Source organism: Micrococcus sp. IITD107 (assembly GCF_041927415.1).
GTDB lineage: Bacteria > Actinomycetota > Actinomycetes > Actinomycetales > Micrococcaceae > Citricoccus > Citricoccus terreus.
Genome location: NZ_JBHFFN010000002.1, coordinates 341,066 through 364,368, shown reverse-complemented (window position 1 = coordinate 364,368; position 23,303 = coordinate 341,066). Strand labels below are relative to the sequence as shown.

At 69.8% G+C, this 23,303-nt stretch carries 18 protein-coding genes; 11 read left to right on the top strand and 7 right to left on the bottom strand.

Going from position 1 to position 23,303, the window contains the following annotated elements; genetic code table 11:
• Positions 1 to 124 precede the first annotated feature (124 nt).
• The 3 genes from ACEXHE_RS06050 (at position 125) to ACEXHE_RS06040 (ending at position 4,138) form a co-directional block, all read left to right on the top strand.
• Positions 125 to 1,573 carry a dicarboxylate/amino acid:cation symporter gene (locus ACEXHE_RS06050; protein WP_374785253.1) on the top strand — a complete coding sequence of 483 codons (1,449 nt, stop codon included), beginning with the start codon at positions 125 to 127 and terminating at the stop codon, positions 1,571 to 1,573.
• A gap of 304 nt (positions 1,574 to 1,877) precedes the next feature.
• The gene (locus ACEXHE_RS06045) at positions 1,878 to 3,875 is read left to right on the top strand and encodes a BCCT family transporter (protein WP_374785083.1); all 1,998 of its coding nucleotides are present in this window, start codon (positions 1,878 to 1,880) and stop codon (positions 3,873 to 3,875) included.
• 47 nt (positions 3,876 to 3,922) lie between these two features.
• Positions 3,923 to 4,138, top strand: coding sequence for a DUF1990 domain-containing protein (locus tag ACEXHE_RS06040; RefSeq protein WP_260060811.1), 216 nt, complete (start codon positions 3,923 to 3,925; stop codon positions 4,136 to 4,138).
• Positions 4,139 to 4,446: 308 nt separating this feature from the next.
• On the opposite strand, the gene groL is transcribed toward ACEXHE_RS06040, so the two are convergent.
• Positions 4,447 to 6,042, bottom strand: coding sequence for a chaperonin GroEL (gene groL, locus ACEXHE_RS06035; RefSeq protein ID WP_374785082.1), 1,596 nt, complete (start codon positions 6,040 to 6,042; stop codon positions 4,447 to 4,449).
• 164 nt (positions 6,043 to 6,206) lie between these two features.
• Positions 6,207 to 6,503 carry a co-chaperone GroES gene (groES, locus tag ACEXHE_RS06030; RefSeq protein ID WP_091693059.1) on the bottom strand — a complete coding sequence of 99 codons (297 nt, stop codon included), beginning with the start codon at positions 6,501 to 6,503 and terminating at the stop codon, positions 6,207 to 6,209.
• 557 nt (positions 6,504 to 7,060) lie between these two features.
• Between groES and ACEXHE_RS06025 the strand changes: the two genes are divergently transcribed.
• From ACEXHE_RS06025 to ACEXHE_RS06010, 4 genes are read left to right on the top strand one after another with little or no spacing between them, the layout of a single operon-like run.
• Entirely contained in the window at positions 7,061 to 8,179 is a 1,119-nt protein-coding gene (locus tag ACEXHE_RS06025; protein WP_374785081.1) for a siderophore ABC transporter substrate-binding protein, read from the top strand.
• Positions 8,180 to 8,223: 44 nt separating this feature from the next.
• Positions 8,224 to 9,390, top strand: a complete 1,167-nt coding sequence (locus tag ACEXHE_RS06020; RefSeq protein ID WP_374785080.1) for an ABC transporter permease — start codon at positions 8,224 to 8,226, stop codon at positions 9,388 to 9,390.
• Complete coding sequence (locus ACEXHE_RS06015; RefSeq protein ID WP_374785079.1) at positions 9,387 to 10,529, top strand: iron chelate uptake ABC transporter family permease subunit; 1,143 nt, start codon at positions 9,387 to 9,389, stop codon at positions 10,527 to 10,529. Before ACEXHE_RS06020 ends, ACEXHE_RS06015 begins: the two co-directional genes overlap by 4 nt.
• The gene (locus ACEXHE_RS06010) at positions 10,529 to 11,431 is read left to right on the top strand and encodes an ABC transporter ATP-binding protein (protein WP_374785078.1); all 903 of its coding nucleotides are present in this window, start codon (positions 10,529 to 10,531) and stop codon (positions 11,429 to 11,431) included. The genes ACEXHE_RS06015 and ACEXHE_RS06010 overlap by 1 nt, the downstream gene beginning before the upstream one ends.
• 132 nt (positions 11,432 to 11,563) lie before the next feature.
• Here ACEXHE_RS06010 and ACEXHE_RS06005 read toward each other — a convergent pair whose 3' ends face one another.
• The 3 genes from ACEXHE_RS06005 to ACEXHE_RS05995 form a co-directional block, all read right to left on the bottom strand.
• Positions 11,564 to 12,652, bottom strand: a complete 1,089-nt coding sequence (locus ACEXHE_RS06005) for a hypothetical protein (RefSeq protein ID WP_374785077.1) — start codon at positions 12,650 to 12,652, stop codon at positions 11,564 to 11,566.
• A 152-nt stretch (positions 12,653 to 12,804) separates the two neighbouring features.
• Positions 12,805 to 14,211, bottom strand: a complete 1,407-nt coding sequence (locus ACEXHE_RS06000; RefSeq protein WP_374785076.1) for a M28 family peptidase — start codon at positions 14,209 to 14,211, stop codon at positions 12,805 to 12,807.
• Positions 14,212 to 14,314: 103 nt separating this feature from the next.
• Positions 14,315 to 14,806, bottom strand: coding sequence for a hypothetical protein (locus tag ACEXHE_RS05995; protein ID WP_374785075.1), 492 nt, complete (start codon positions 14,804 to 14,806; stop codon positions 14,315 to 14,317).
• Positions 14,807 to 14,848: 42 nt separating this feature from the next.
• Here ACEXHE_RS05995 and ACEXHE_RS05990 point away from each other — a divergent pair, with 42 nt between their 5' ends.
• The 4 genes from ACEXHE_RS05990 to ACEXHE_RS05975 all read left to right on the top strand — a co-directional run bounded on the left by ACEXHE_RS05990 (position 14,849) and on the right by ACEXHE_RS05975 (position 19,482).
• The gene (locus ACEXHE_RS05990) at positions 14,849 to 16,165 is read left to right on the top strand and encodes an SAM-dependent methyltransferase (RefSeq protein ID WP_374785074.1); all 1,317 of its coding nucleotides are present in this window, start codon (positions 14,849 to 14,851) and stop codon (positions 16,163 to 16,165) included.
• Between the two features lie 252 nt (positions 16,166 to 16,417).
• The gene (locus ACEXHE_RS05985; protein ID WP_091693048.1) at positions 16,418 to 16,648 is read left to right on the top strand and encodes a heavy-metal-associated domain-containing protein; all 231 of its coding nucleotides are present in this window, start codon (positions 16,418 to 16,420) and stop codon (positions 16,646 to 16,648) included.
• An 85-nt stretch (positions 16,649 to 16,733) separates the two neighbouring features.
• Positions 16,734 to 18,734 (top strand): heavy metal translocating P-type ATPase, encoded by a 2,001-nt coding sequence (locus ACEXHE_RS05980; RefSeq protein WP_374785073.1) that lies wholly within the window; start codon positions 16,734 to 16,736, stop codon positions 18,732 to 18,734.
• 46 nt (positions 18,735 to 18,780) lie between these two features.
• The gene (locus tag ACEXHE_RS05975; protein WP_374785072.1) at positions 18,781 to 19,482 is read left to right on the top strand and encodes a Crp/Fnr family transcriptional regulator; all 702 of its coding nucleotides are present in this window, start codon (positions 18,781 to 18,783) and stop codon (positions 19,480 to 19,482) included.
• A 170-nt stretch (positions 19,483 to 19,652) separates the two neighbouring features.
• Here the strand turns inward: ACEXHE_RS05975 and ACEXHE_RS05970 are convergent, their stop codons facing one another.
• Together ACEXHE_RS05970 and ACEXHE_RS05965 are read right to left on the bottom strand one after the other, a co-directional pair.
• Positions 19,653 to 21,422: a glycoside hydrolase family 3 N-terminal domain-containing protein gene (locus ACEXHE_RS05970; RefSeq protein ID WP_374785071.1), complete on the bottom strand. Its 1,770-nt coding sequence runs from the start codon at positions 21,420 to 21,422 to the stop codon at positions 19,653 to 19,655.
• 34 nt (positions 21,423 to 21,456) lie between these two features.
• Positions 21,457 to 23,115, bottom strand: a complete 1,659-nt coding sequence (locus ACEXHE_RS05965; RefSeq protein ID WP_374785070.1) for an ABC1 kinase family protein — start codon at positions 23,113 to 23,115, stop codon at positions 21,457 to 21,459.
• Between the last annotated feature and the right edge of the window lie 188 nt (positions 23,116 to 23,303).

Genomic DNA, 23,303 nt, shown 5'->3' with positions numbered 1-23,303 from the left:
CGTGGTAGTGCACTCCTACAGTCTCCGGGTGACTTCTACCAACCGCACCTCAGGTGCCTCCCCGGCTCCCTCCAGCCCGACGACGGCCCCCTCCTCCCGCTCCGAGCGGCGCCTCCCAGCGTGGATGACGAACTTCGGCGTGCAGATCCTGATCGCCCTGGTGCTCGGCGTGATCCTGGGCCTGGTGGCCCGGAACACCGGGCACACCTCGGAGACCCCGAACGGCCTGGGCACCACGCTGCAGATCATCGGCTCCTCCTACGTCTCCCTGCTGCGCGCCGCGGTGATCCCGCTGGTGTTCTTCGCGGTGGTGGCCTCGATCGCGAACCTGGCGCAGGTGACCAACGCTGCCCGTCTGGCGTGGAAGACCCTGCTGTGGTTCGCCATCACCTCGCTGATCGCAGTGCTGATCGGCATCGGACTGGGCGCGGTGTTCCAGCCCGGCGTGGGCACCGGACAGGAGGCCCCGGGCGCCTATGAGGGACGCACCGGCGACTGGCTGGCGTTCATCCAGGGCCTGGTCCCCTCCAACTTCCTGGGCCTGTCCGCCTCCACCACCCTGGAGGACGGCTCGGCCTCCACCTCGGTCTCGTTCAACGTGCTGCAGGTCCTGGTCATCTCGATCGCCGTCGGCGTCGCCGCTCTGAAGGTGGGCGCCAAGGCCGAGCCGTTCCTGAGCTTCTCCCGCTCGGCGCTGGAGATCATCCAGAAGGTGCTGTGGTGGATCATCCGGATCGCCCCGATCGGCACCGTGGGTCTGCTGGGCAACGCCGTGGCCTCCTACGGCTGGACCACCATGGGTTCGCTGGCCAAGTTCGTGGTGGCCATCTACGTGGGCCTGGCCCTGGTGTTCCTGGTGGTCTACCCGCTGCTGGCCCGCCTGCACGGCCTGTCCGTCCGCAAGTTCTTCTCCGGCATCTGGCCGGCGTTCCAGCTCGGCTTCGTCTCCCGCTCGTCGATCGGCACCCTGCCGGTCACCCAGCGTGTGACCGAGTACAGCTTCGGTGTGCCCCGCGGCTACGCGGCCTTCGCCGTCCCGCTGGGCGCCACCACCAAGATGGACGGCTGCGCGGCGATCTACCCGGCCATCGCGGCGATGTTCGTGGCCCAGTTCTTCGGGATCGACCTCTCGATCGGCGACTACCTGCTGATCATCATGGTCTCGGTGCTCGGCTCGGCCGCCACCGCGGGCACCACCGGCGCCACCGTGATGCTCACCCTGACCCTGTCCACCCTGGGTCTGCCCCTGGAGGGCGTGGGCCTGCTGCTGGCGGTGGACCCGATCGTGGACATGGGCCGCACCGCCGTGAACGTGGCCGGCCAGGCACTGGTCCCCACACTGGTGTCCAAGCAGGAGGGCATCCTGGACGTGGACCGGTACCACGCCGAGCGCACCGAGGACCTGATGGCGATCTCCCCGGAGGAGATGGACGAGCGGCTGGGCACCGTGGAGTCCTCCACCCCGGACCAGGCCTACGACGACGCCTCCCGCACCGCCGCGGACACGGTCGCCTCGGCCACGGGTCCGGGCGCCGGCGCCGACCGCGAGTCGGTGGACTCCACCCGGCGCTGACCCCGAGGCCGGCTCGTCCGGCCGACTCGGCGCAGTCGCCCTGCGCATCGACCCCCGTCTCGGGACACTCTCCCGCTCTCCGGAGCCGTGAGCTGTCCCGGGAAGGGGGTCGTGGCATCTGCGGGCGCTCCACCCCTCGCCGGGAGGCCGGTCCCCCTTCGTGTGACAGCCGGGATCTCTCGTCCCTGTTCGTGTGACCGCATCAGTCCCGCACGCCCGTGGATCTGTCACACGAACGGTGTCGGAGCCGGCGCAGCTCCCGTCCGGTTCAAGTGGCGCATCCTCCCAGGTCGGTTCATAGTGGATGAGCATGAGCACCCCACCGCCGTCCTCATCAGAGTCCACCTCGCCCGCCGGATCAGGATCCACCCGCACTCCGGGTCAGACCCGGCTGCGCAGGTTCATCCGCGAGGTCAACTACCCGCATGACATCCACCCCGCACTGGTTCCGGGCGTCTCCATCGAGGACCAGAAGGTCAGGTACCGCATCGACGTGCCGATCGTGGCCGTCGTCGGGCTGCTGATCATCGGCTTCGTGATCTGGGGTGTCACCCAGCCGGACACCGTGCTCGAGGTCTCCTCAGCAGCGCTGACCTGGGTGATGACCAACCTCGGGTGGATCTTCACGTCCATGGCGGCGGGGCTGATCGTGCTGCTGCTGATCCTGGCGTTCTCGCGCTACGGGCGGATCCCGCTGGGACTGGACGATGAGAAGCCGGAGTACTCCACCGCTTCGTGGGCGGCCATGCTGTTCGCGGCGGGGATCGGCATCGGCATCATCTTCTTCGGCCCGTTCGAGCCGCTCACCTACTATCTCTCCCCGCGGCCGGGTGCGTATGAGCCGGCGTCCATGGAGGCGATCACGGGCGCGATGGCCCAGGCCGCCATGCACTGGGGCTTCAACGCGTGGGCGTTCTACGCGATCGTCGGGCTGGCGGTGGCGTACGTGTCCTACCGCCGCGGCCGGGTGCCGCTGATGAGCTCGATCCTGGCACCGCTGTTCGGCGGCAAGTCCACCTCGCTGGGCGCGCGCACCATCGACGGCCTGGCCATCATCGCCACCCTGTTCGGCACGGCCTCCTCGCTGGGGATCGGCGCGCTGCAGATCGGACGCGGCGTGGAGATCGTCTCCGGCTGGACGCCCACGGGCAACACCGTGGCGATCGTGATCATCGTGGTGCTGACCATCGGCACCATCATCTCGGCGGTCTCCGGGGTGGCCAAGGGCATCCGCAAGCTCTCCAACATCAACATGGTGCTCTCGGTGGGCCTGGCCGTGTTCTTCTTCGTGGTCGGCCCCACGGCGTTCCTGATGAACGTGGTGCCGGGCGTGATCATGGACTACGTCAGCTCCATGCCGGAGATGCTCAGCGCCAACATGGCCCAGGGCGAGGAGATGCAGGCGTTCCTCTCCTCCTGGACGACCTTCTATTGGGCGTGGTGGGTGAGCTGGGCGCCGTTCGTGGGCGTGTTCGTGGCCAAGATCTCGCGCGGACGCACCATCAAGCAGTTCGTGCTCGGCGTGCTGTTCATCCCCTCGACCATCATCATCCTGGCCTTCACCATGCTCGGCGGCACCGCCATCTGGCTGCAGCAGCAGACCGGCCAGCTCGCCCCGGACGGCACGGCGGACTCCCTGCCGGCCCCGGCCGAGATCTTCTACGCGGTGCTGGACCTGCTGCCCGGCGCGAACATCATCGCCCCGCTGGTGATCGGGATCCTGGCCATCTTTTTCATCACCACCGCCGACTCCGCCTCACTGGTCAACTCCCAGCTCTCCCAGGGCGGCAACCCGAACCCCAACCGTCTGGTCACCGCGTTCTGGGCGATCTGCATGGCCGGTATCGCCGTGGTGATGCTGCTGACCGGAGGTGACTCCTCCCTGCAGGGCCTGCAGAACCTGATCACGGTGACCGCACTGCCGTTCGCGGTGATCATCCTGCTGATGTGCATCGCCCTGGTGAAGGAGCTGCGCAACGACCCCCTGGCCATCCGCGACCAGTACGAGAAGTGGGCGCTGGAGAAGGCGGTGAAGCGTGGCGTGGCCCAGGAGGGCGACAACTTCGCCCTGGCGATCGTCCCCACGCACGAGAACAGCGAGTTCGCCACGGGTGCGGACTTCGACTCCACCGCGGAGGATGTCACCGAGTGGTACGCCCGCACGGATGAGGACGGCAACCCGGTGGAGTACGACTACGCCACGGGTGAGTACGTGGAGGACGGCCGGAGCGAGGCTAAGGGAGACACCAGCCTTCCCGGCGACGGCCCCTCCCCCGAGCCTGACGCCTCGCCCCGGGCCTGAGGCCGGGTTTCTCGTTGAACCAGAAGCAGCGGTGACCGTCAGCCACGATGGCCACCACTGCTTCTGGCTCGCCATGGGGGCAACCCGAGCGTGCGGGAGTTGGGCCGGGGCGAGGATGGCTGGAGCTGCACCCGGACGGCACCGTGGAGCTGTCCATCACGGCGTTCTCCCGTCCGGCCACCTGGTGGTCCCGGCTCGGCTCTCCCGTAGCGCGGCTGGCCCAACGTCGGATCACTGAGACGTACCTCAGCGCCCTGGCCTGATCCGGACTGAGTCGCACCATTCGTCGGATCTACAGTCTCTGTGGCATCACCTGTCGCTCCCGAGCCGTCTGTACGCCAATTCGTGCAACCTAGTTCCAATGCTCGACGACTCCTGCAACCCATTCCCGGCCACGCCGTCGTCAGCCAGAAGCAGTGGCGGGCATCAGCTCTGATGCTCACCACTGTTTCTGGATCAACATCAGGACAGTCCCAACAGGACGAAGGCCCCGGTCCCCTGCACAGTCGCAGGGGCCGGGGCCTTCGGACGGTCTCAGCTCAGCTCAGCCGAGCTCAACCGATCAGACTCGTCAGTCCTCGTCCTCGTCGTCCTTCTTGTCCGCCACCAGGGTCTCGGTGGTCAGGACCAGGGCGGCGATCGAGGCGGCGTTGGCCAGCGCGGAGCGGGTGACCTTGACGGGGTCGACCACGCCGTCGGCGAGCAGGTCGCCGTACACGCCGGTCTTGGCGTTGAAGCCGTGGTTGGCCTCCATGCCCTTGACCTTCTCGGCCACCACGTAGCCGTCCTCGCCGGCGTTCTGGGCAATCCAGCGCAGCGGCTGGACCAGGGCCTTGCGGACCACGCCCACGGCTGCTGCGGCATCGCCCTGGAGCGCCTGCACGTCGGAGTCCTCGTCCAGCACGGACAGGGCGTTGATCAGCGCGGTGCCACCACCGGCCACGATGCCCTCCTCCAGTGCGGCACGCGTGGAGGAGACGGCGTCCTCGATGCGGTGCTTGCGCTCCTTGAGCTCCACCTCGGTGGCGGCGCCGACCTTGATGACGCCCACGCCGCCGGCCAGCTTGGCCAGGCGCTCCTGCAGCTTCTCGCGGTCCCACTCGGAGTCGGTGGCCTCGGACTCGGCCTTGATCTGGGAGACGCGGGCGGCGACCTCGTCGGCCGAGCCGGCGCCCTCCACGATCGTGGTGGAGTCCTTGGTGATGGTCACGCGGCGTGCGGTGCCCAGGACCTCCAGGCCCACCTGGTCCAGCTTCATGCCCAGGTCCGGGGAGACCACCTGTGCACCGGTGAGCACGGCGATGTCCTGCATCATGGCCTTGCGGCGGTCGCCGAAGCCCGGTGCCTTCACGGCCACGGCGGACAGGGTGCCGCGGATCTTGTTGACCACCAGGGTGGACAGCGCCTCGCCCTCCACATCCTCAGCGATGATGAACAGCGGCTTGGACTCCTGCAGGACCTTCTCCAGCAGCGGCAGGAACTCCTGCACGGAGGAGATCTTGCCGGAGTTCAGCAGGATGTAGGGGTTCTCCAGCACAGCCTCCTGACGCTCGGCGTCGGTGACCATGTACGGGGAGAGGTAGCCCTTGTCGAACTGCATGCCCTCGGTGACCTCCAGCTCGGTGCTGGTGGTGGAGGACTCCTCGATGGTGATCACGCCGTCGGTGCCCACGGTGTCGAAGGCGCGGGCGAGCAGCTCTCCGACCTCGTCGGACTGGGCGGAGATGGCGGCCACGTGGGCGACCTGCTGGCCCTCGACGTCGCGGGCGTTCTCGCCCAGGCGGCGCTCAACGGCGGCCACGGCCACCTCGATGCCCTTCTTGACCTCGCTGGGGGCGGCACCGGCGGCCACCAGACGCATGCCCTCGTTGACCAGGGCCTGGGCCAGCACGGTGGCGGTGGTGGTGCCGTCGCCGGCCACGTCGTTGGTCTTGGTGGCCACTTCCTTGGCCAGCTGAGCGCCCATGTTCTCGTACGGGTCGTCCAGCTCGATGTCACGGGCGATGGTCACACCGTCGTTGGTGATGGTGGGTGCGCCCCAGGCCTTGTCCAGGACCACGTTACGGCCCTTGGGGCCCAGGGTGACCTTGACGGTGTCCGCCAGCTTGTCGATGCCGGCCTGCAGGGCTCGGCGTGCGTCGTCGTTGAATGCCAACTGCTTGGCCATAGTCTCGACGCTCCTCTCGGTGAGATGAAAAGTTCAGGTGTGGGGGCCGTCGTCGTGAACGCTGTTCAGCACAGGCGTCCCGACGACGGCGGGAGACGCGCGCAGGCCCGGCCAGTGAGATGGCCGGCCGGGCCTGGGGCGTCAGGTGCGGTCAGAGACCAGGGTCACTTGGTGACGATGGCCAGCACGTCGCGGGCGGAGAGGACCAGGTACTCCTCGCCGGAGACCTTCACCTCGGTGCCGCCGTACTTGGAGTAGAGGACCACGTCGCCCTCGGAGACATCCACGGGGACGCGGTTGCCGTTGTCGTCGACGCGGCCGGGGCCCACGGCCACGACCTGGCCCTCCTGGGGCTTCTCCTTCGCGGTGTCCGGGATGACCAGGCCGGAAGCGGTGGTCTGCTCGGCTTCCAGCGGACGGACAACAATGCGATCCTCGAGGGGCTTGATGGAGACAGACATGTCTGCGCTCTCCTTCGTATCTGATGGCCGGCCGCCCAGGCGTGCGGGGCGGGCCGGAGAACTGGGAATCTGTTGTGCGCCGGAGGCTGACCAACCGTCGTCGCGGGTGCCGGATGGCAGGTCCTTCAGGCTTGGCACCCGGTCGCCCGGAGTGCCAGAAATGACTCTAGGCGCGCGCTTAGCACTCGGTCAAGGTGAGTGCCAGAGGTGTGGCGGGACGGCCCTGGGTCGACCCTCGAGGCGTCATTCGTCTTTCTCGATCCTGGTGGCCATCTGGCCGCATCTGCCCCACTGACGGACGGCGACGGTGCCCGGCTCCTCATCAACGCGCGCCAAGCCGCACGTCATTAGCGCACGAAATATGTTCGTATTGAGCCCTTTCGCTTGCGGTTAGGTAAGGCTTACCTCTACGCTGAGACCTCGAGGCTTCAATAACGCAACATACTCGTTCGCTTATTCGGCCAGACCCCCAGCGGAGCACCGGTGCACTCGGTGCGCGGAGGACTGTGTCCGGTGAGCACACGGAGCATCTGCTCCCCGACTCGACTGGAGACCCCGTGTCCTTCACCCGCACCTCTGCCCCCGTGGGCCGCTTCGCCCGCTGGCGCATGATGCTGATGGCCTTCCTCGGTCTGACCGCGCTGGTCACCCTGTCCGCCTGCGGCGGAACCGCATCCAACGGTTCAGGCGGCGAGTCCACCAGCGCCGGCGCCTCGAGCAGCTCCTCTGCCCCCGCCGCCTCCGGCGAGAGCCGCCCCCCGGGCAAGGCCGCCACCGTGCAGGACAACGGCAACGGAACCTTCACCGTGGACCACGCCCAAGGCACCACCGAGGTCCCGGCCAACCCGGAGAAGGTCTTCGTCTTCGACCTGGGCGTGATGGACACCATGAACGCGATCGGCGTGAAGCCGGCCGGCGTTCCCGAGGCCCAGTACCCCGAGTCCCTGCAGGGGATCGCTGAGGGTGCAGAGAAGATCGGCGCCATGAAGGAGCCGGACTTCGAGACCATCGCCACCGCTGGCCCGGACCTGATCATCACCTCCGGCCGCACCGCTGAGGCCTACGGAGAGCTCTCCAAGATCGCCCCCACTGTGAACCTCGCCGTGGACATGACGAACCCGTTGGAGTCCTTCGAGGCCAATGCCAAGGTCATCGGCACCATCTTCGGCAAGACCGAGGCCGTGGAGGGCAAGCTCAAGGGCCTCGAGGGCAAGATCGAGGACGCCAAGGCCACCATCAAGGAGGCCGACCAGGGCAACGGACTGATCGTGCTCACCTCCGCCGGTGAGGTCACCGCCTACGGTGCCGGCTCCCGCTTCGGTCTGATCCACGACCTGCTGGGCGTCCCCACCGCCGCCGACGTCAAGGCCGAAGGCGCCCACGGTGAGTCCATCTCCTTCGAGTACATCGCCGAGACCAACCCCGACCTGCTGTTCGTGATCGACCGCGATGCCGCCACCGGCGAGGGCGGTCAGGCCGCCGACGCTGTCCTGGACAACGATCTGGTCAACGGCACCAACGCCGCCCGCAACGGGGACATCATCAAGCTGGATCCGACCAACTGGTACGTCGTCGGCTACGGACTGAACAGCCTGCCCCAGATGATCGATCAGGTCGTCAACGGCGTGGTCACCGAGTCCACCACCGGCGGCACCGACGCCACCTCGGACAGCTGACCCCAGACACCGCAGTCCACACACAAGGAACCGCTGATCCCCTGATGTCAGACACCACGGCCAAAGCGCCGTCTGCACCACCAGCCCGCCCGGGAGTGCCCCCGGGCGGGCTGGCCCGTGTCCGCACTCCCACCGCTCCACCGGTCACCGTCACCGACGCCCGCACCCTGGTGGACATCCGGGCCATGCGCGCGCACCCCGAGGACCACTGCATCACCTCGCGGCAGTTCACCCGGTTCCGGAACACCCGCACCGCCCTGTGGCTGGGCGTGGCCGCCATCCTGATCCTGGCCGTGGTGTCCATGTTCGTGGGCGTCACCAATGTGAGCCTGCCCGCCGTGCTCTCCGGCGACCCCGAGTCCTGGCACATCCTGACCGTCTCGCGCCTGCCCCGCACCGCCGCGGTGCTGCTCTCCGGCCTGGCCATGGCGGTGGCCGGACTGATCATGCAGCTGATGGTCCGCAACCGCTTCGTGGAGCCCTCCACCGCCGGCACCGTCGAGTCCGCCACGGCCGGCATCCTGGTGGCCACCGTCTTCCTTCCGTCGCTGCCGCTGATGGGCAAGATGGGGATCGCCGCGATCTTCGCCCTGGCCGGCACCGCGATCTTCCTGGCGATCATCCGCCGGGTCCCCTCCCGCTCCACCCTGCTGGTGCCCCTGGTGGGCATCATGCTCGGCGGGGTCATCGCCGCCATCACCACCTTCTTCGCCTACCGCGTGGACCTGCTCCAGACCCTGAACACCTGGATGATCGGCGACTTCTCCGGCGTGGTCTCCGGCCGCTACGAGCTGCTCTGGCTGGTCGGCGCCCTCACCCTGCTCGGCTTTCTGGCCGCGGACCGCTTCACCGTGGCCGGCATGGGCCAGGACGTGGCCACCAACCTGGGCCTGAAGTACCAGCAGGTGATGGCCCTGGGACTGGGACTGGTCTCGATCATCTCGGCCGTCGTGGTGGTCACCGTGGGCGCCCTGCCCTTCCTGGGACTGGTGGTGCCCAACCTGGTCTCCATGGTGTTCGGAGACAACGCCCGCACCTCCGTGCCCTGGACCGCGATCTTCGGCGCCGGCTTCGTGCTGCTGTGCGACATCGTCGGCCGCACCATCCGCTACCCCTATGAGATCCCGGTCGGCACCATCATCTCCGTGGTGGGCGCGGCCATCTTCCTGGTCCTGCTGCTGCAGACCCGCCGCCGGGGGGCCCGCTCATGACCACGGACCTCACCTCCTCCCCCACCCCGGAGTCCCGCCGGACCATGGAGTCCGGGCGCGGGTTGATCGGCCTGCTCACCGGATCCCGTGGGTCCGGTTCCAGCACAGACCTTTCCGACGACGCCGCCTCCTCCCAGCCTCCCGGCACCCCCGGTGCCGGGCCGGGAGAAGGTGCCGGCCGCCGTCGGGAATCCCGCCGGGCCTGGATCATCGTGGCCGTGCTGGGCGCACTGGCGCTGGCGAGCGTGCTGGCCTTCGTGTTCGTGGGGCTGACCGGCGCGGTGGAGTACATCCTGCCGCGGCGGCTGACCACCGTGGGCGCCATGGTGCTGGTGGCCTACGCCGTGGGCGTGTCCACCGTGCTGTTCCAGACGGTGACCGGGAACCGCATCCTGACCCCGTCCATCATGGGCTTCGACGCGCTGTACGTGCTGATCCAGACCGTGATGGTGTGGGTGTTCACGGCGCAGTCGTTCCTGGGGTTCCCGCCGGCCGTTCGGTTCTTGGCCGAGACCGTGGTGATGGTGGTGTTCGCGGTGGCGCTGTACCGGTGGCTGTTCACCGGGGCGCACCAGTCGCTGCACCTGGTGCTGCTGATCGGGATCGTGTTCGCCACCCTGTTCCGGGGCATCTCCGCTCTGCTGCAGAAGCTGATGGAGCCCTCGGAGTTCACCATCCTGCAGGACCTGTTCTTCGCCTCGTTCGGCATGGTGGATCCGCAGCTGCTGGGCCTGGCGGCGGTGATGCTGGCGCTGGCGAGCATCCCCGTGTGGCGGATGCGCCATGAGCTGGACGTGCTGGCCCTGGGTCGGCAGTCCGCCGTGTCCCTGGGCGTGGACCACCGTGCCCGGACCATGCAGATCCTGGTGATCGCCGCCGTGATGGTGGCTGTCTCCACCGCCCTGGTGGGACCGGTGACGTTCTTCGGCCTGCTGGTGGCCAACCTGGCCTACCAGGTGGGTGCGTTCCGGCACCGCTGGGTGCTGCCGGCGGCGGTGTTCCTGGGGATCGTGCTGCTGGCCGGCGGGCAGATGGTCCTGCAGCACGTGTTCGGCTTCAACACGGCGCTGAGCATCATCATCGAGTTCGCGGGCGGGATCGTGTTCCTGGCCATGCTGTTGAGAGGAAAGGTGCGCTGATGGCAGTGCAGACCGAGTTTGAGCTGACCGCCGGTACGCTGGACGGCATGGATTCGCCGCAGTCGGGACGTCAGACGCCGGATGCCCCAGCCGCGAACGGCAGCCACTCCATCCATGCCGATCCCCCGGTGCCCGGCGTTCCGGCGATCGACCTGCAGGGCGTGGTGAAGGCCTATGACCGCACCCGCGTGGTGGACGAGGTCACCGCCCAGATCCCCGCCGGCGGCGTCACCTCGATCATCGGGCCCAACGGCGCCGGCAAGTCCACGCTGCTCTCCATGATCGGACGCCTGCTGCAGGCCGACGGCGGGACGATCGCCGTGGGCGGCCAGGACGTGTTCGACTCCGACACCCGCGCGTTGGCCCGCAAGCTGGCCGTGCTGCGCCAGGAGAACACCACCACCGTGCGCCTGACCGTGTGGGACCTGGTCTCCTTCGGACGCTTCCCGCACCACGGCGGACGCCCCGGCCCGGATGATGAGCGTCTGGTCAGCCAGGCCCTGGGGTACATGGACCTGCACTCCTTCGCCGGGCGGTACCTGGACGAGCTCTCCGGCGGTCAGCGGCAGCGCGCGTACATCGCCATGGTGCTGGCCCAGGACACCGACGTGCTGCTGCTGGATGAGCCGCTGAACAACCTGGACATGAAGCACGCCGTGGAGATGATGCGCCTGATCCGGCGGATGGCCGACGAGCTGGGCAAGACCGTGGTGATCGTCATCCACGACATCAACTTCGCCTCCTGCTACTCGGACACCATCCTGGCGATGAAGTCCGGTCGGCTGGTGCACCAGGGCAGCCCGGACGAGCTGATGTGCTCGGAGACGCTGCAGGACATCTACGACGTGGACATCCTGGTCGAGGAGATCCGCGGCAAGAAGATCGGCATCTACTTCAGCTGAGTCGGGGGCTCGGCCGGCCGCGCAGTGCCGCCGACCTGACCTGGCCTGCTCCTACCCCCTTCCCGGGACATCTCTCGCCCCCTTCAGAGGATGTTCTGTCCCGAGAAGGGGGTGAATGCGAGTCGGCACCCCTCAACGAGCCCGCGGCACTCCGGCTTCGAGCAGCTGCGCCTCGAACGCCCGCTCGTTCATGAGGTCCTTCCACATCCAGCGGATCACCCTCCGGTCCGCACCGGCCAGCTTGAGCTCCCGGCGGCGTTCAGCCACCAGCACCTCCTCGGCCGTGCGACCGTTCCGTTCAACGGCACCGGTGTACTTGGTCATGCCGTCGAACTCACCGATCAGCTGGACCTGCTTCCACCAGAAGTCTGGACGCCCCAGGAACTCTCCGCTCGGCGAGCGTAACTCGACCTGCAGCTCCGGCAGCACGAACCCCAGCTCATGGATGATTACCCTGCTGAGGGACTCACCCACGGATTCGGACCGTCCATCCGCGAAGTCGACGGCACGGTCGAACCGACGCGTGGCGTTCTTCCGCGGCAGGATCTCGCGAGCCTGAGCCGCCAGCTGCTCGAACGAACGCCCCATCCGCCGGGCCAGGTCATCCGCCGGCGGCACCGCCTGGCACAGTGATTCGTGGGACATCACACTCGCGAGAACGGCGGGAAGCGGATCCGTCCGAACATCCAGCAGGTAGGTGCCGTCGCTGAGAATGACAGGGATCCGGACCGACTGGTCCCGGCCCGTGCCACATCCCAGGTGGTTGGCGTGCCGGCGGACGGGAGGCAGAGCCGGCAGAGTGTGGCGCAGGCGCCTGTGCCGCGGATCGGTGCTGAGGCGATCGGCCGCTGCCCGTACGGCCTCGGGATTGACGTAGGGCGAAGTGGGTTCAACAGTTCCTGACTTGCTCGGCGTGCTGGCCCGGACGTGCAGGTCCGTGGGGACCTCCAGCAGTGACATTCCGAACAGGTCCGCCCCGGTCAGATGACAGAAGACGGCCTGGCCTCGACGTGAGGCCGCGTGCGCGGCGATGGCCATCCGGTACCTGTCCCACGCTGGAGTGGTCAGCCAGCGGTCGGTCTCCGTGTAGACCCCACTGGCCAGTCGCACCAGATTGCCCCGCTGGGCCCCGCGGGAGAGCGCCCGTGCCGCGGCCGGACGATCATGATGGTCGACGATCAGCAGCGCGGGATCATGGATGTCGGTGACGAGCGAGGGCATGCGGCCAGTCTGGTGAAGTCACCGGCTTCTCGCTCGAGCCGCTCACCGACCTGTGGACAACATCCAGCCTCAGCGGACCCCTGGGACCCCCTTCGCGGGACAGTGTCGAGCCTTCCGGGCCCACTGGCTGTCCCGAGAAGGGGGTCAGCGCGTCAGGAACGAGCCAGGGCCAGGGCCGCCGCGCCCTGGAGCTCCATGGAGATGGTGAGCCGCTCCACGGAGATGTTCGCGGCGATCGTGTCATCGGCCGAGTGGTACTCCGGCTCCAGCAGGGCGGGGGTCTCCACGCCGCGCCAGGAGAAGTTCCCGCTGTGCACGCCCACCTCGGAGAAAGACTGGTGGTCACTGGACCCACGCGGAGTCACATCGCTCATCTGTGCGCGGTATCCCAGCCGCTCACCGGCAGCGAGCACCTGGGCATTGACCGGATTGGACTGGCCGAAGTAGTCCAGCACCCAGTACTTCTCGGCCGGGTCCCAGCTGGTGCCGACCATGTCGTTGTTGAACACGCCGGACAGCCGTGCCTTCTGCGCCGCGTCCAGCCCGCGAGCATAGAGGCGCGAGCCCACCAGACCGACCTCCTCCGAGCCCCAGAGCGAGAACGAGAGGTCGGAGGTGGTGGGCAGGTTGCGCATGGTCCGCGCCAGCTCCAGGCACAGCACGGTGCCGGAGCCGTCGTCGTTGGCGCCGCGTGCACCGATCACCGAGTCGTAGTGCGCGCACAGCATGACCTCCTGGCGCGCCCGGCTCGGCGACCCGCCCTGCTGGCCCGCACGCCGGGCCAGCACGTTCTGGCTGGTGGGGCTCAGGTACTGCACGGTGGTCAGGCTCAACGTCACCGGCCCCCGAGACAGGGCAGTCAGCAGCGCATGCTTCTGCACCTGCCCCACACCCACCACAGGAATCCCGACGTCGGCCGTCAGGGTGGGTGCGAAGGCGGAGGCCTGCCGAGGGTAGGCAGCATCGACACGGGTGGCGATCACGGCCTCGGCACCACGAGCGGCCGCGGCCACGGCCAGGGGCGTGATGTCCTCGGTGACGGTGACCACGCGCATCAGGATCTGCCCGCGCAGGTCCGGTGGCAGGTCGGCGAGAGAGCCGGACGGAGCCACGGTAAGCGTTCCGCGCACGGTGGTGTCCTGGGCGGCCCGGGCAGCCGAGCCCACGCCCCAGGCGATGCTGGTGTCCAGTGCAGGTCCACTGAGCTCGCCGACTCGACGGTCCGGGACGGTGAACTCCTGGAGTTCCACGTCGTACCCGTAAGAGTCCAGCACGCCGGCGAGGTAGTCGGCTGCGGCCTTCTCCTGGGGTGTCCCGCTGTAGCGCTGGCCGATCCCCTCGGTCAGGTGGGTCAGGTGCTCGATCGCGTTCTCGGGACGCAGCTGACTGATGATCTGGCGGTCCCCGGAGGTCAGACGCGGAGCACGGACCGCACCGGGGCGGGCACCGTCAGCAGCCCAGCTCGGCCAGGCGATGGTGCTGAGGGCACCGGCCCCTCCGAGGGCGAGCAGGGCGCGGCGGGAGAGCTGCGGCGAGGACTGGGGGCGTGAGTGAGACATGGGATCCCTTCCATGGTGACGCCACGGCGTTGTGACGATCCTCACATCCTGTCACGGCTCGGGGCATCTCGCACCGGCCCGCAGACGCACCCGGTGACGCCGGTCAGCGGGCGCGGCGGTAGCGGAAGATGGTCAGGCCGCCCACGCACAGTCCCACGAATGCCACACCCAACGCCACCAGCGGCAGGGTCACCGGACCCCACAGCAGTTCGCGGCGCAGCTCTGCGCTCTGAGGTGTGTCCGCGAAGAAGTCGGCACCGCCCACCGCCAGACTGCCGGAGACCAGCGACTGGATGACCACGGTGGCGATCAGCAGTCCGGCGGCCAGCAGTCCCAGCGCCATGGAGCCGTAGAGCAGCCACTTGGCCCAGCGCGGCGCACCGGCGGCCTGCTGCGAGGCCCAGGTCTGCTCCCCGTACTGGCCGTCCTGGTCCGACTCGTCGAACTCCCCGAACAGGTCGTAGTCCTGCCCCTCGCCCGCGGTGCGGCCGGAGCGCTCGGTGAGGGAGCCGTCGTCGGGACGGTCCTGGGAGGCCGGCTGGAATGACGGGTTCGTGTCCAGCGGCGCGATGCGCGGAGTGGGGCGGCGAGGCATGCCCCCAGCCTAGTTCGTCCGGGGCGGCGGTAGCGTGGAGTGGTGCCCGCCGAAACCTCTTCAGACCAGCCGTCCCTGGACCCCACCGACCTCTCCCCCGTCCTCTCGCCGGAGGGGTGGGCGCTGCTGAACCGGCTGAGCGCAGAGGGTTCCTACCGCGAGGCCGATGCGCTGTCCCTCTCCACGCGGCTGCGCAAGGACGGGCACGCGCCGGAGCTGGTCTCGGCGGTGCTGACCCAGCTGCGGCTGCGCGGGAAGGCGGAGGCGAAGTTCGGGCCGTTCGCACAGTCCATGGTGCTGACTCAGGCCGGGCTGGAGCAGGCCACGCGGCTGCAGGTGGCGGCACTGCACGCGGGCCGGTTCGCGGGGGCAGGCGTGCGGCATGTGGCCGATCTGGGCTGCGGCCTCGGGGCGGACTCCATGGCCCTGGCCGCCCTGGACCTGCAGGTCACCGCGGTGGAGCGGGATCCCACGGTGGCGGCGGCGGCCACGGTCAACCTGATGCCCTTCCCCACCGCGCAGGTGGTGTGCGCGGATGCGGTGGAGTGGGCGAGACAGCCTGAAGGGCCGGACGGGGCGGGCGGGCCGGACGGGTTCTGGCTGGATCCGGCGCGGCGGGTGCTCTCCTCCTCCGGGTCCTCGCGGGTGTTCGATCCGGAGGTGTTCTCTCCCCCGCTGTCCTTCGTGGAACAGCTGGCCGACTCCGGAGTGGCCGTGGGCGTGAAGATGGGCCCGGGCATCCCGCACGGCGCGGTCCCGGCGGGCTGTGAGGCGCAGTGGGTGTCCGTGGGCGGCGAGGTGACCGAGGCCGTGCTGTGGTTCAACGCGGTCGCACGGCCCAACGTGCGCCGGGCGGCCCTGGTGCTGGGCTCGGGACCGGATCCGGCCAGCCCCGCGGAGATCACCTCGCCCCAGGACTTCGGCGACTCGCACGCGGCGGAGGTGGCCGGCGTCGGGGGTGTGGGTGGCTGGCTCTATGAGCCGGACGGTGCCGTGATCCGTGCAGGGCTGGTGGCGGACCTGGTGGCGCGCGAGTTCGGCGGTGTGCGCGGGCGACTGCTGGATGAGCACATCGCCTACTTCTGTGCGGATGAGCAGGTGGAGACGCCGTTCGCGCGGGCGTACGAGGTGCTGACCGTGATGCCGTACCACGTGAAGAGTCTGCGGCGGTGGGTCAAGGACACCGGCGTGACGCGGCTGGACATCAAGAAGCGCGGCATGGCGGTGACGCCGGAAGAGGCGCGGCGGCTGCTGATGAGCGGGCAGAAGGGCAAGGGGGCAGGCGCAGGCCGGCACACCACCCTGGTGCTGACCCGCGTGGGCCAGGAGCGCCTGGCGATCGAGGTCCGCCCCGTCTGAGAGTGCCGGGCCTGTGGACACCGTTCCCAGGACATCTCGGGGGTCGTGGGGGCCGATTCCTGTCCTGGGAACGGTGTCGACGTGTTCCGGGTCCCGCGCCGGCCCCCGTCCGTGCCAGCGCCCGTCCTCGTGCGCCCGTCACGGGGCTTGACGCGCGTCAAGGTGCCGGCTGCGGTTCGTTCGTAGGTTGAGGACATCAGCAGGGAACTGCTGATGGACCATTGAAGAACCGCCACCGGAAGGGGTCTCACCATGACCGCCACCACCACCCACACCGTCCTGCGCGCCGAGGGCTTCTCCTGCCCCTCCTGCGTCCACAAGATCGAGAAGCAGGTCGGCCGGCTCCCCGGCGTGGAGGCCGTGAAGGTCCACTTCGCCTCGGCCCGGATCGAGATCGACCACGACGCCGAGCGCGTCTCCGTGGACGACCTCGTGGCCGCCGTGGCCAAGGCCGGCTACGCCGCGGCTCCGTCCACCTTCTGACCGGCGGCTGAGCCGCCCCGCGCGTCTCCCGCCCACCGCCCCTCTTCCCCTCCCCGTTCCTCATCTCTCGAAAGGTCGTACCGCCATGACCAGGCTCCGGACATGGGCTCGCGGCACCTGGGCCGTCCCCGTGGTGTCGGGAGTCCTCATCCTGCTCTCCTTCGCCCTCCAGCACCTGGCCGGCGGGGCGTGGAACGCCGCCGTCGGCCCCCAGTGGTGGATCGACGCCGGAGAGCACGCCCATACAGCAGCCAGCGCCTTCACCCTGGCCGACGTCGCCATGCTCGCCGCCGCCGCGGTGGCCGGATACCGGATCCTGCTCCAGGCCGCCCGGGCCCTGACCGCCCGGGTGGTCGGGATCGACCTGCTCGTCTCCGTGGCCGCCCTTGGCGCCGTGGTCATCGGCAACTTCTGGGAGTCGGCGGCCGTGACCTTCCTGTTCGCCGTGGGCCACGCCCTGGAGTCGGCCACCCTGACCAAGACCCGGTCGGCTCTGGCCGAGCTGGTGGCCGTGGCCCCGGACACCGCCGTGGTGCTGCGGGACGGAGCGCAGGTGCACGTCCCGGCCGGCCAGGTGCAGGTCGGAGAGACCGTGCTCGTCAAGAACGGCGCCAAGGTCCCCGTGGACGGGATCGTGCTGGACGGCACCGGCGCCCTGGATGAGGCCTCCATCACCGGAGAGTCCATCCCGGTGGAGAAGTCCGCACAGGACCAGGTCTTCGCCGGCACCGTCTCCCGGGGCGGCTTCCTGCAGGTGACGGCCACGGGCATCGGTGCCGACACCACCCTGGCCCGGATCATCCACCGTGTGGAGGAGGCCCAGGACGCCACGGCCCGCACGCAGGCGTTCATCGACCGCTTCTCGTCCTGGTACACCCCCGCGGTGATGGTGTTGGCCCTGGTGGCCGGGCTGGTCACCCAGGACGTGGTCCTGGCACTGACCCTGCTGGTCATCGGCTGCCCCGGCGCCCTGGTGATCTCCATCCCGGTGGCGATCGTGGCCGGCATCGGCCGGGCCGCCCGCAACGGCATCCTCATCAAGGGCGGCGAGTTCGTGGAGACCGCGGCCCGGATCAGCGCCGTCGCCGTGGACAAGACCGGCACTCTCACGGAGGGACGCCCGGAGCTGACCGACGTCGTCGTCCTCTCCCCCACCATGGACCGCGGAGACGTCCTGCGCTGGGCCGCCGCCGCAGAGGCGGGATCCGAGCACCCGCTCGCCCGGCCCATCCTGGACACCGCCCGCGCGGAGGGCGTGGGAGCCGTCGGCCTCCCGGGCTCCGTCACCCCGGTGCCGGGCAAGGGCATCGTCTCCGTGGTCGACGGGCAGCGGGTGCTCATCGGCAACGCGGCCCTGCTGGAGCAGTACGGGGTGGTGGACGAGGTCGGCGCCGGCCGCAAGGCGCATGAGCTCGCCGCGGCGGGCCGGACACCCATGATCATCGCGCTGGGCGGCACAGTGATCGGCGTGGTGGCGGTGGCCGACCAGGTCCGTGCTGACGCCGCCGCGATGGTCCGGGGTCTGCACGAGGCCGGCGTCCATAAGGTGGTCATGCTCACCGGGGACACCCGCCTGGTAGCCGAGGCCATGGGTGAGGTGACGGGCATCGAGGAGATCCACGCTTCCCTGCTCCCCGAGGACAAGCTCGAGACGGTGGCCCGGCTGCAGACCGAGGGCCACACGGTCGCCATGGTCGGCGACGGCGTGAACGACGCCCCGGCGCTGGCCACGGCGGACATCGGGGTGGCCATGGGCGCGGCGGGATCAGCCGTGGCCGTGGAGACGGCGGACATCGCCCTGATGGGCGACAACCTGCTCAAGCTCCCGGAGGCCATCAGTCTGGCCAGGCGGACCGCGGCGGTGATGCGTCAGAACATCACGATCGCCCTGGTGACGGTGGTGCTGCTGCTCGCCGGAGTGTTCGGCGGCGGGGTGACCATGTCGATCGGCATGCTGGTCCACGAGGCCTCGGTGCTGGTGGTCATCCTCAACGCCATGCGCCTGCTGCGCACCCGGCAGGGCACGACGAGGGCCCCTCGCTCCCAGCGGACGGCGCCTCAGGCGGTGGTCGCCGATGCGGTCTGAGGGTTCGGCGGCCCCGGCCGGACCCGGTGGGGCAGAATCAGGTGCCATGCGCACCCTGCCCCTCCGGGAGATCCGCCGGGACGAGGACAACTGCGTGGCTCGGGTGCCGATCTTCGCAGGACTCACCCCCGATCAGCAGCAGGCGGTGGCACGGCTGGCCCGGCCCCGCCTGCTGCAACGCGGTGAGCTGCTGTACGCCGATGGAGACGAGCCGGCCGGCATGAGCGTGGTGCACACCGGGCAGGTGGCGCTGACCCGGGGGTCTCCCCAGGGGCGCCGGCGACTGATCCGCGTGTCCGGTCCCGGGCAGACCATCGGCGAGCAGTCCTTCCTCACCGGGGCTCGGGCCACCGACCAGGCCGAGGCCCTGACGGACACGCGCATGTGCGTCTTCACCCACGCCGCCCTGGCGGGGCTGATGCACGAGCACCCCAGCATCGTCCTGCAGATGCTGCGCAGCGTGAGCGAGCGGATGGCCGAGGCCGAACGGCGGCTGGCGTTGAGCTCGGTGGACGTGGACGTCCGGCTGGCCGACTACCTGCTCGATCTCCCTCTGGAGTGCGGCAGCTCCAGCACAGTCCGGCTGCCGCTGGCCAAGAAGGACGTCGCCTCGCTGATCGGCACTACGCCGGAGTCCTTCAGCCGGGCCCTCACCCGGCTGAAGGACCAGGGCCTGGTCCGGGTCCAGGCCGATCGGGTGGTGCTGCTCGACCCGGACCGCCTGGATGCCCTGGTGGCGCAGGCCTGAGTCCGCTGCGGGACGCCCGGCCCCGGCACTCGTGCCCCATGAGGGTGTGCCGCCCGCGGGAGGATGCACCGGGACGGTGCATCACGGTTCGGATGGCTCCGCCGTCCAGCACGTCCCATCCCAGCACCGCACCGGCACCCGGCACCGCACGGTGTCAGCGCGGCGGCTCCTCAGCAGCCGGTGCCGGCAGGCCAGTCGCCGACCTGCACCGGCAGGGCTCCCGGCGCCTCAGCCTCGCCCGTCAGCACGTCCACCAGCGCGGCGAACGCTCCCGGAGTCCGTCCGTACAAGGCCACCAGGGCACCGTCCTCGGACGCACTCGATCCCTCCAGCCCGAACGGCGCATCCAAGGCCACCACCACATCGCCCTGTCCCGTCCCGCGGGCAGAGCCCACCAGGGTCACCACCGGGCCGGAGCCCACACTCAGTCCGGCCTCCTGTGCGGCGGCGGCCAGTCGCTCCCGGTCGGCGATCTCTCCCCCGCGGATCTGCAGGGAGTCGGTCACCATCGGCTCACCGCACACCCCGTCCACCACGGTGATCGCCGAGGCGGAGACCTGCTCGCTCACCCCAGCGGCATCGGCGCCCTGGTCCGCCCTGGCCGCCTCATCAGGTCCCGACGACGCCACCTCACCGGCCACGGCATCTCGCCACATCAGCATGGTCACCACGCGTTCGGCCGCCTGGGTGAGCCGTTCCTCGCGCACCTCTCCGTCCTGCACAGCGGACACCAGGGCGCCGTGCGCGCCGACCACGTTCGAGGGCATCAGCAGCAGGTCTGCGCCGGCGGCGAGCGCCCGCACCGGTGCCTCGTTCGGACCGAACCGCTCCACCAGGGCGCCCATGTTCAGCGCGTCGGTCACCACCACGCCGTCGTAGTCGGCGTCGCCCAGTCCGCGCAGTGCCTCGTACGCCGCCGAGGACACCGAACTGGGGACGCCCGGGTCCAGCTCCGGGACATCCAGGTGCCCCATCATCATCATCGGGGCGTACTGCTCCGCCCGGGCACTCGCGTCGATCAGCTCCTGGAACGGCGCCCAGTCCCGGCTCAGCAGCTCGTCCACGCTCTGGACCTGCTCCGGCATGGTCACGTGGGAGTCGTCCTCCACGGAGCCGTGCCCGGGGAAGTGCTTGGGCGAGGCGAGCACACCGGCCTGCAGCAGCCCCTGCTGTCCGGCGGCACCCAGCGCCGCCACCGCCTCCGGGTCGGAGGAGAAGGACCGGGCCCCGATCGCCGGATCCGCCGCCCCCACGGTCACGTCCACACTTGGGGCGAAGTCCACGGTGAACCCCAGCTCGGCCAGCTCGGCGCCCATCAGCCGGTGCCCGTCTCGCGTCAGCTCGGCGGTCGCACCAGGCTCCGCGTCGTCACCCGCACCGGCCAGCGCCGCCCCGTAGCTCATCGGGGTGGGCCACTCGGTCAGCGGGGCCTTCACCCGGGCCACGAGTCCACCCTCCTGGTCCACGGCCACCACGCCGGACCAGTCACGCCCGGCCTGCAGCGCCTCCTGAACAGCGGTCAGCTCGGCCGAGAGCGCCTCCAGATCAGCCTCTCCCCCAGAGGTGGGGACGGCGTCGCCCATCACGATCACCCCGCCCAGGTGCAGCCGCTCCAGCTCCTCCGGGCTCGTCCCGGCGGCGCCGAGCTGGCCCACCAGCACCTGGCCGGCCTTCTGGTCCAGGCTCATCTGCGCCACGGCCTCAGCGGCCCGCGAGCGCAGCTCCTCGTCCGGCCCGGCCGCCAGCAGACGCTCCAGCTCGGTCTGAGGCTCCTCCTCAAGGCTTCCCGACGACGGCCCCTCACCACTCTGCCCAGCGCTTCCGGTCCCCCCGGTCACCGAGGTGGACGGACTCTGCCCGCCCGGTGCGGTGCAGCCGGTGAGCAGCAGCAGGGTGGACAGGGAGAGGGCGGAGAGCACACGAGTGCGGGGCAGAGTCACGCCCCCATGCTAGGTCCGCTCGCTGGCAGCCGGCTCAGCGCGCGGCGCGGCGGCGTCGGTAGTCCAGCCAGCCCAGGTACCCGCTGTAGACCGTGGTGGCGGCCAAGCCGGTGCCCAGGGCTGGAAGGTGCCAGCGCCGCCGTCGTTCCGGCTCTGCTGTGGCCACCTGGGTCATGCCACGGACGATCGCCGCACCGATCAGAGCGGCGCCGAAGCGCTGTCCGGCCACGCCCACCCGGTCCACGAGCGGTTCGAACTCGTCGGCGCGGAGGTGGACCTCGGGGCCGCCGGTGTCCAGCATGGTCTGCAGGCGGCGGAACTGCTCGGGCAGGTCATCGGCCAGCTCCAGCAGCCCGGTGCCGGTCTCGGCCAGGCGGCGCATGACGGCGGTGGGGGCGTAGCGGTCCATCAGCATGGCGCGCACATAGGGGCTGAGCACGGTGCCGAGCTGGAAGTCCTGGTCCAGGGTGACGCCCATGCCCTCGGCCATCATGATCATGCGCAGCAGCAGGGCGATCTCGCGGGGCAGCTGCAGGTGGTGCCGGCGCAGCACGCCGAACACGCGCATCAGCAGCGGGCCCATCTTGAACTCGGCGAGCGTCTTGCCGGCGTACAGGTTCACGATCGGCCCGATGTCCCGGGTGAGCGCGGCCATGTCCACCGGCTGACGGCCCGGGGCCACTTCCACCAGGGCGTGGGCGATCCTCCGCGGACTCTTGCGCACCACGGCCCCCAGCAGGGTGCCCAGGTCCGTGCGCAGCTGGGCGTCCAGGGTGCCGACCATGCCGAAGTCGATCAGCGCGATCCGCCCGTCCTCCTCCACGAAGAGGTTGCCGGGGTGCGGGTCGGCGTGGAAGTAGCCGTCCTCGAAGATCATCTGGGCGATCATCTGCGTGGCACGGACGGCGAGCGCGGGACGGTCGATCCCCGCGGCGTCCAGGGCGGCCACGTCGTCGATCTTGATCCCGCCCACACGCTCCATGGCCAGCACGCGCGAAGTGGTGCTCTCCCAGTGCACGGCCGGGATGCGCAGGGCTGGGTTGCCGGCGAAGTTCTGGGCGAACTGCTCGGCGCTGCGTCCCTCTTTGAGGTAGTCCAGCTCGGAGCGCAGGGTGGTGGCGAACTCGTCGGTCAGGCCCACCAGGTCCACGGTGGCCAGGGTGCGTGAACTGCGCGAGGCCGTGGCGGCCAGGTTCTGCAGGATCTCCAGGTCCTGCTCCACCTGGTCCACCACGCCGGGGCGGCGGATCTTCAGGACCACTTCGCGGCCGTCCTGCAGCACGGCGGCGTGGGCCTGCCCCAGGGAGGCGCTGGCCAACGGGGTCCGGTCGAACCGGGCGAAGAGGGTGTCCACGCCGGCGCCGAGTTCGGACTCGACCACCTGCACGATCGTCTCCCCGTCCACGGGGGCGGTGCTGTCCTGCAGCTTGGCCAGTTCGCGGCGGTAGCTCTCCGGGGTCAGGTCCTCACGGGTGGCCAGGGTCTGCCCGAGCTTGACCGCCACCGGACCCATCTCCTCCAGGGCCAGGCGCAGGTGCTCCTGGGGGCTGTACTTCTCACGGTTGGCCTCGGCCTTGAGCGCCTCGAACGGCTTGAGCCGGGGCAGGGGCGCGTTGCCCACCAGATAGCCGAGTCCATGGCGCAGCAGGATCTCCACGATCTGCCGGTAGCGGACGGCGCGTTCCTGGAACATGGGGTGTGGGGCTCCTTCCGGGTCAGGTGCCGTTCTCCACACTACGTGCTGCCCCGGGGGCTGTGTCCGCTTCCGCCACGCCTCCTTCGTCCCGACGACGGCCTCTCACCTCCCGCATCACCTCGCCGCAGGCGGCGGCAGGGACCGTAGGATGAACGCGTCTCTGCCCCTCGTCCTTCTGGAGCCCC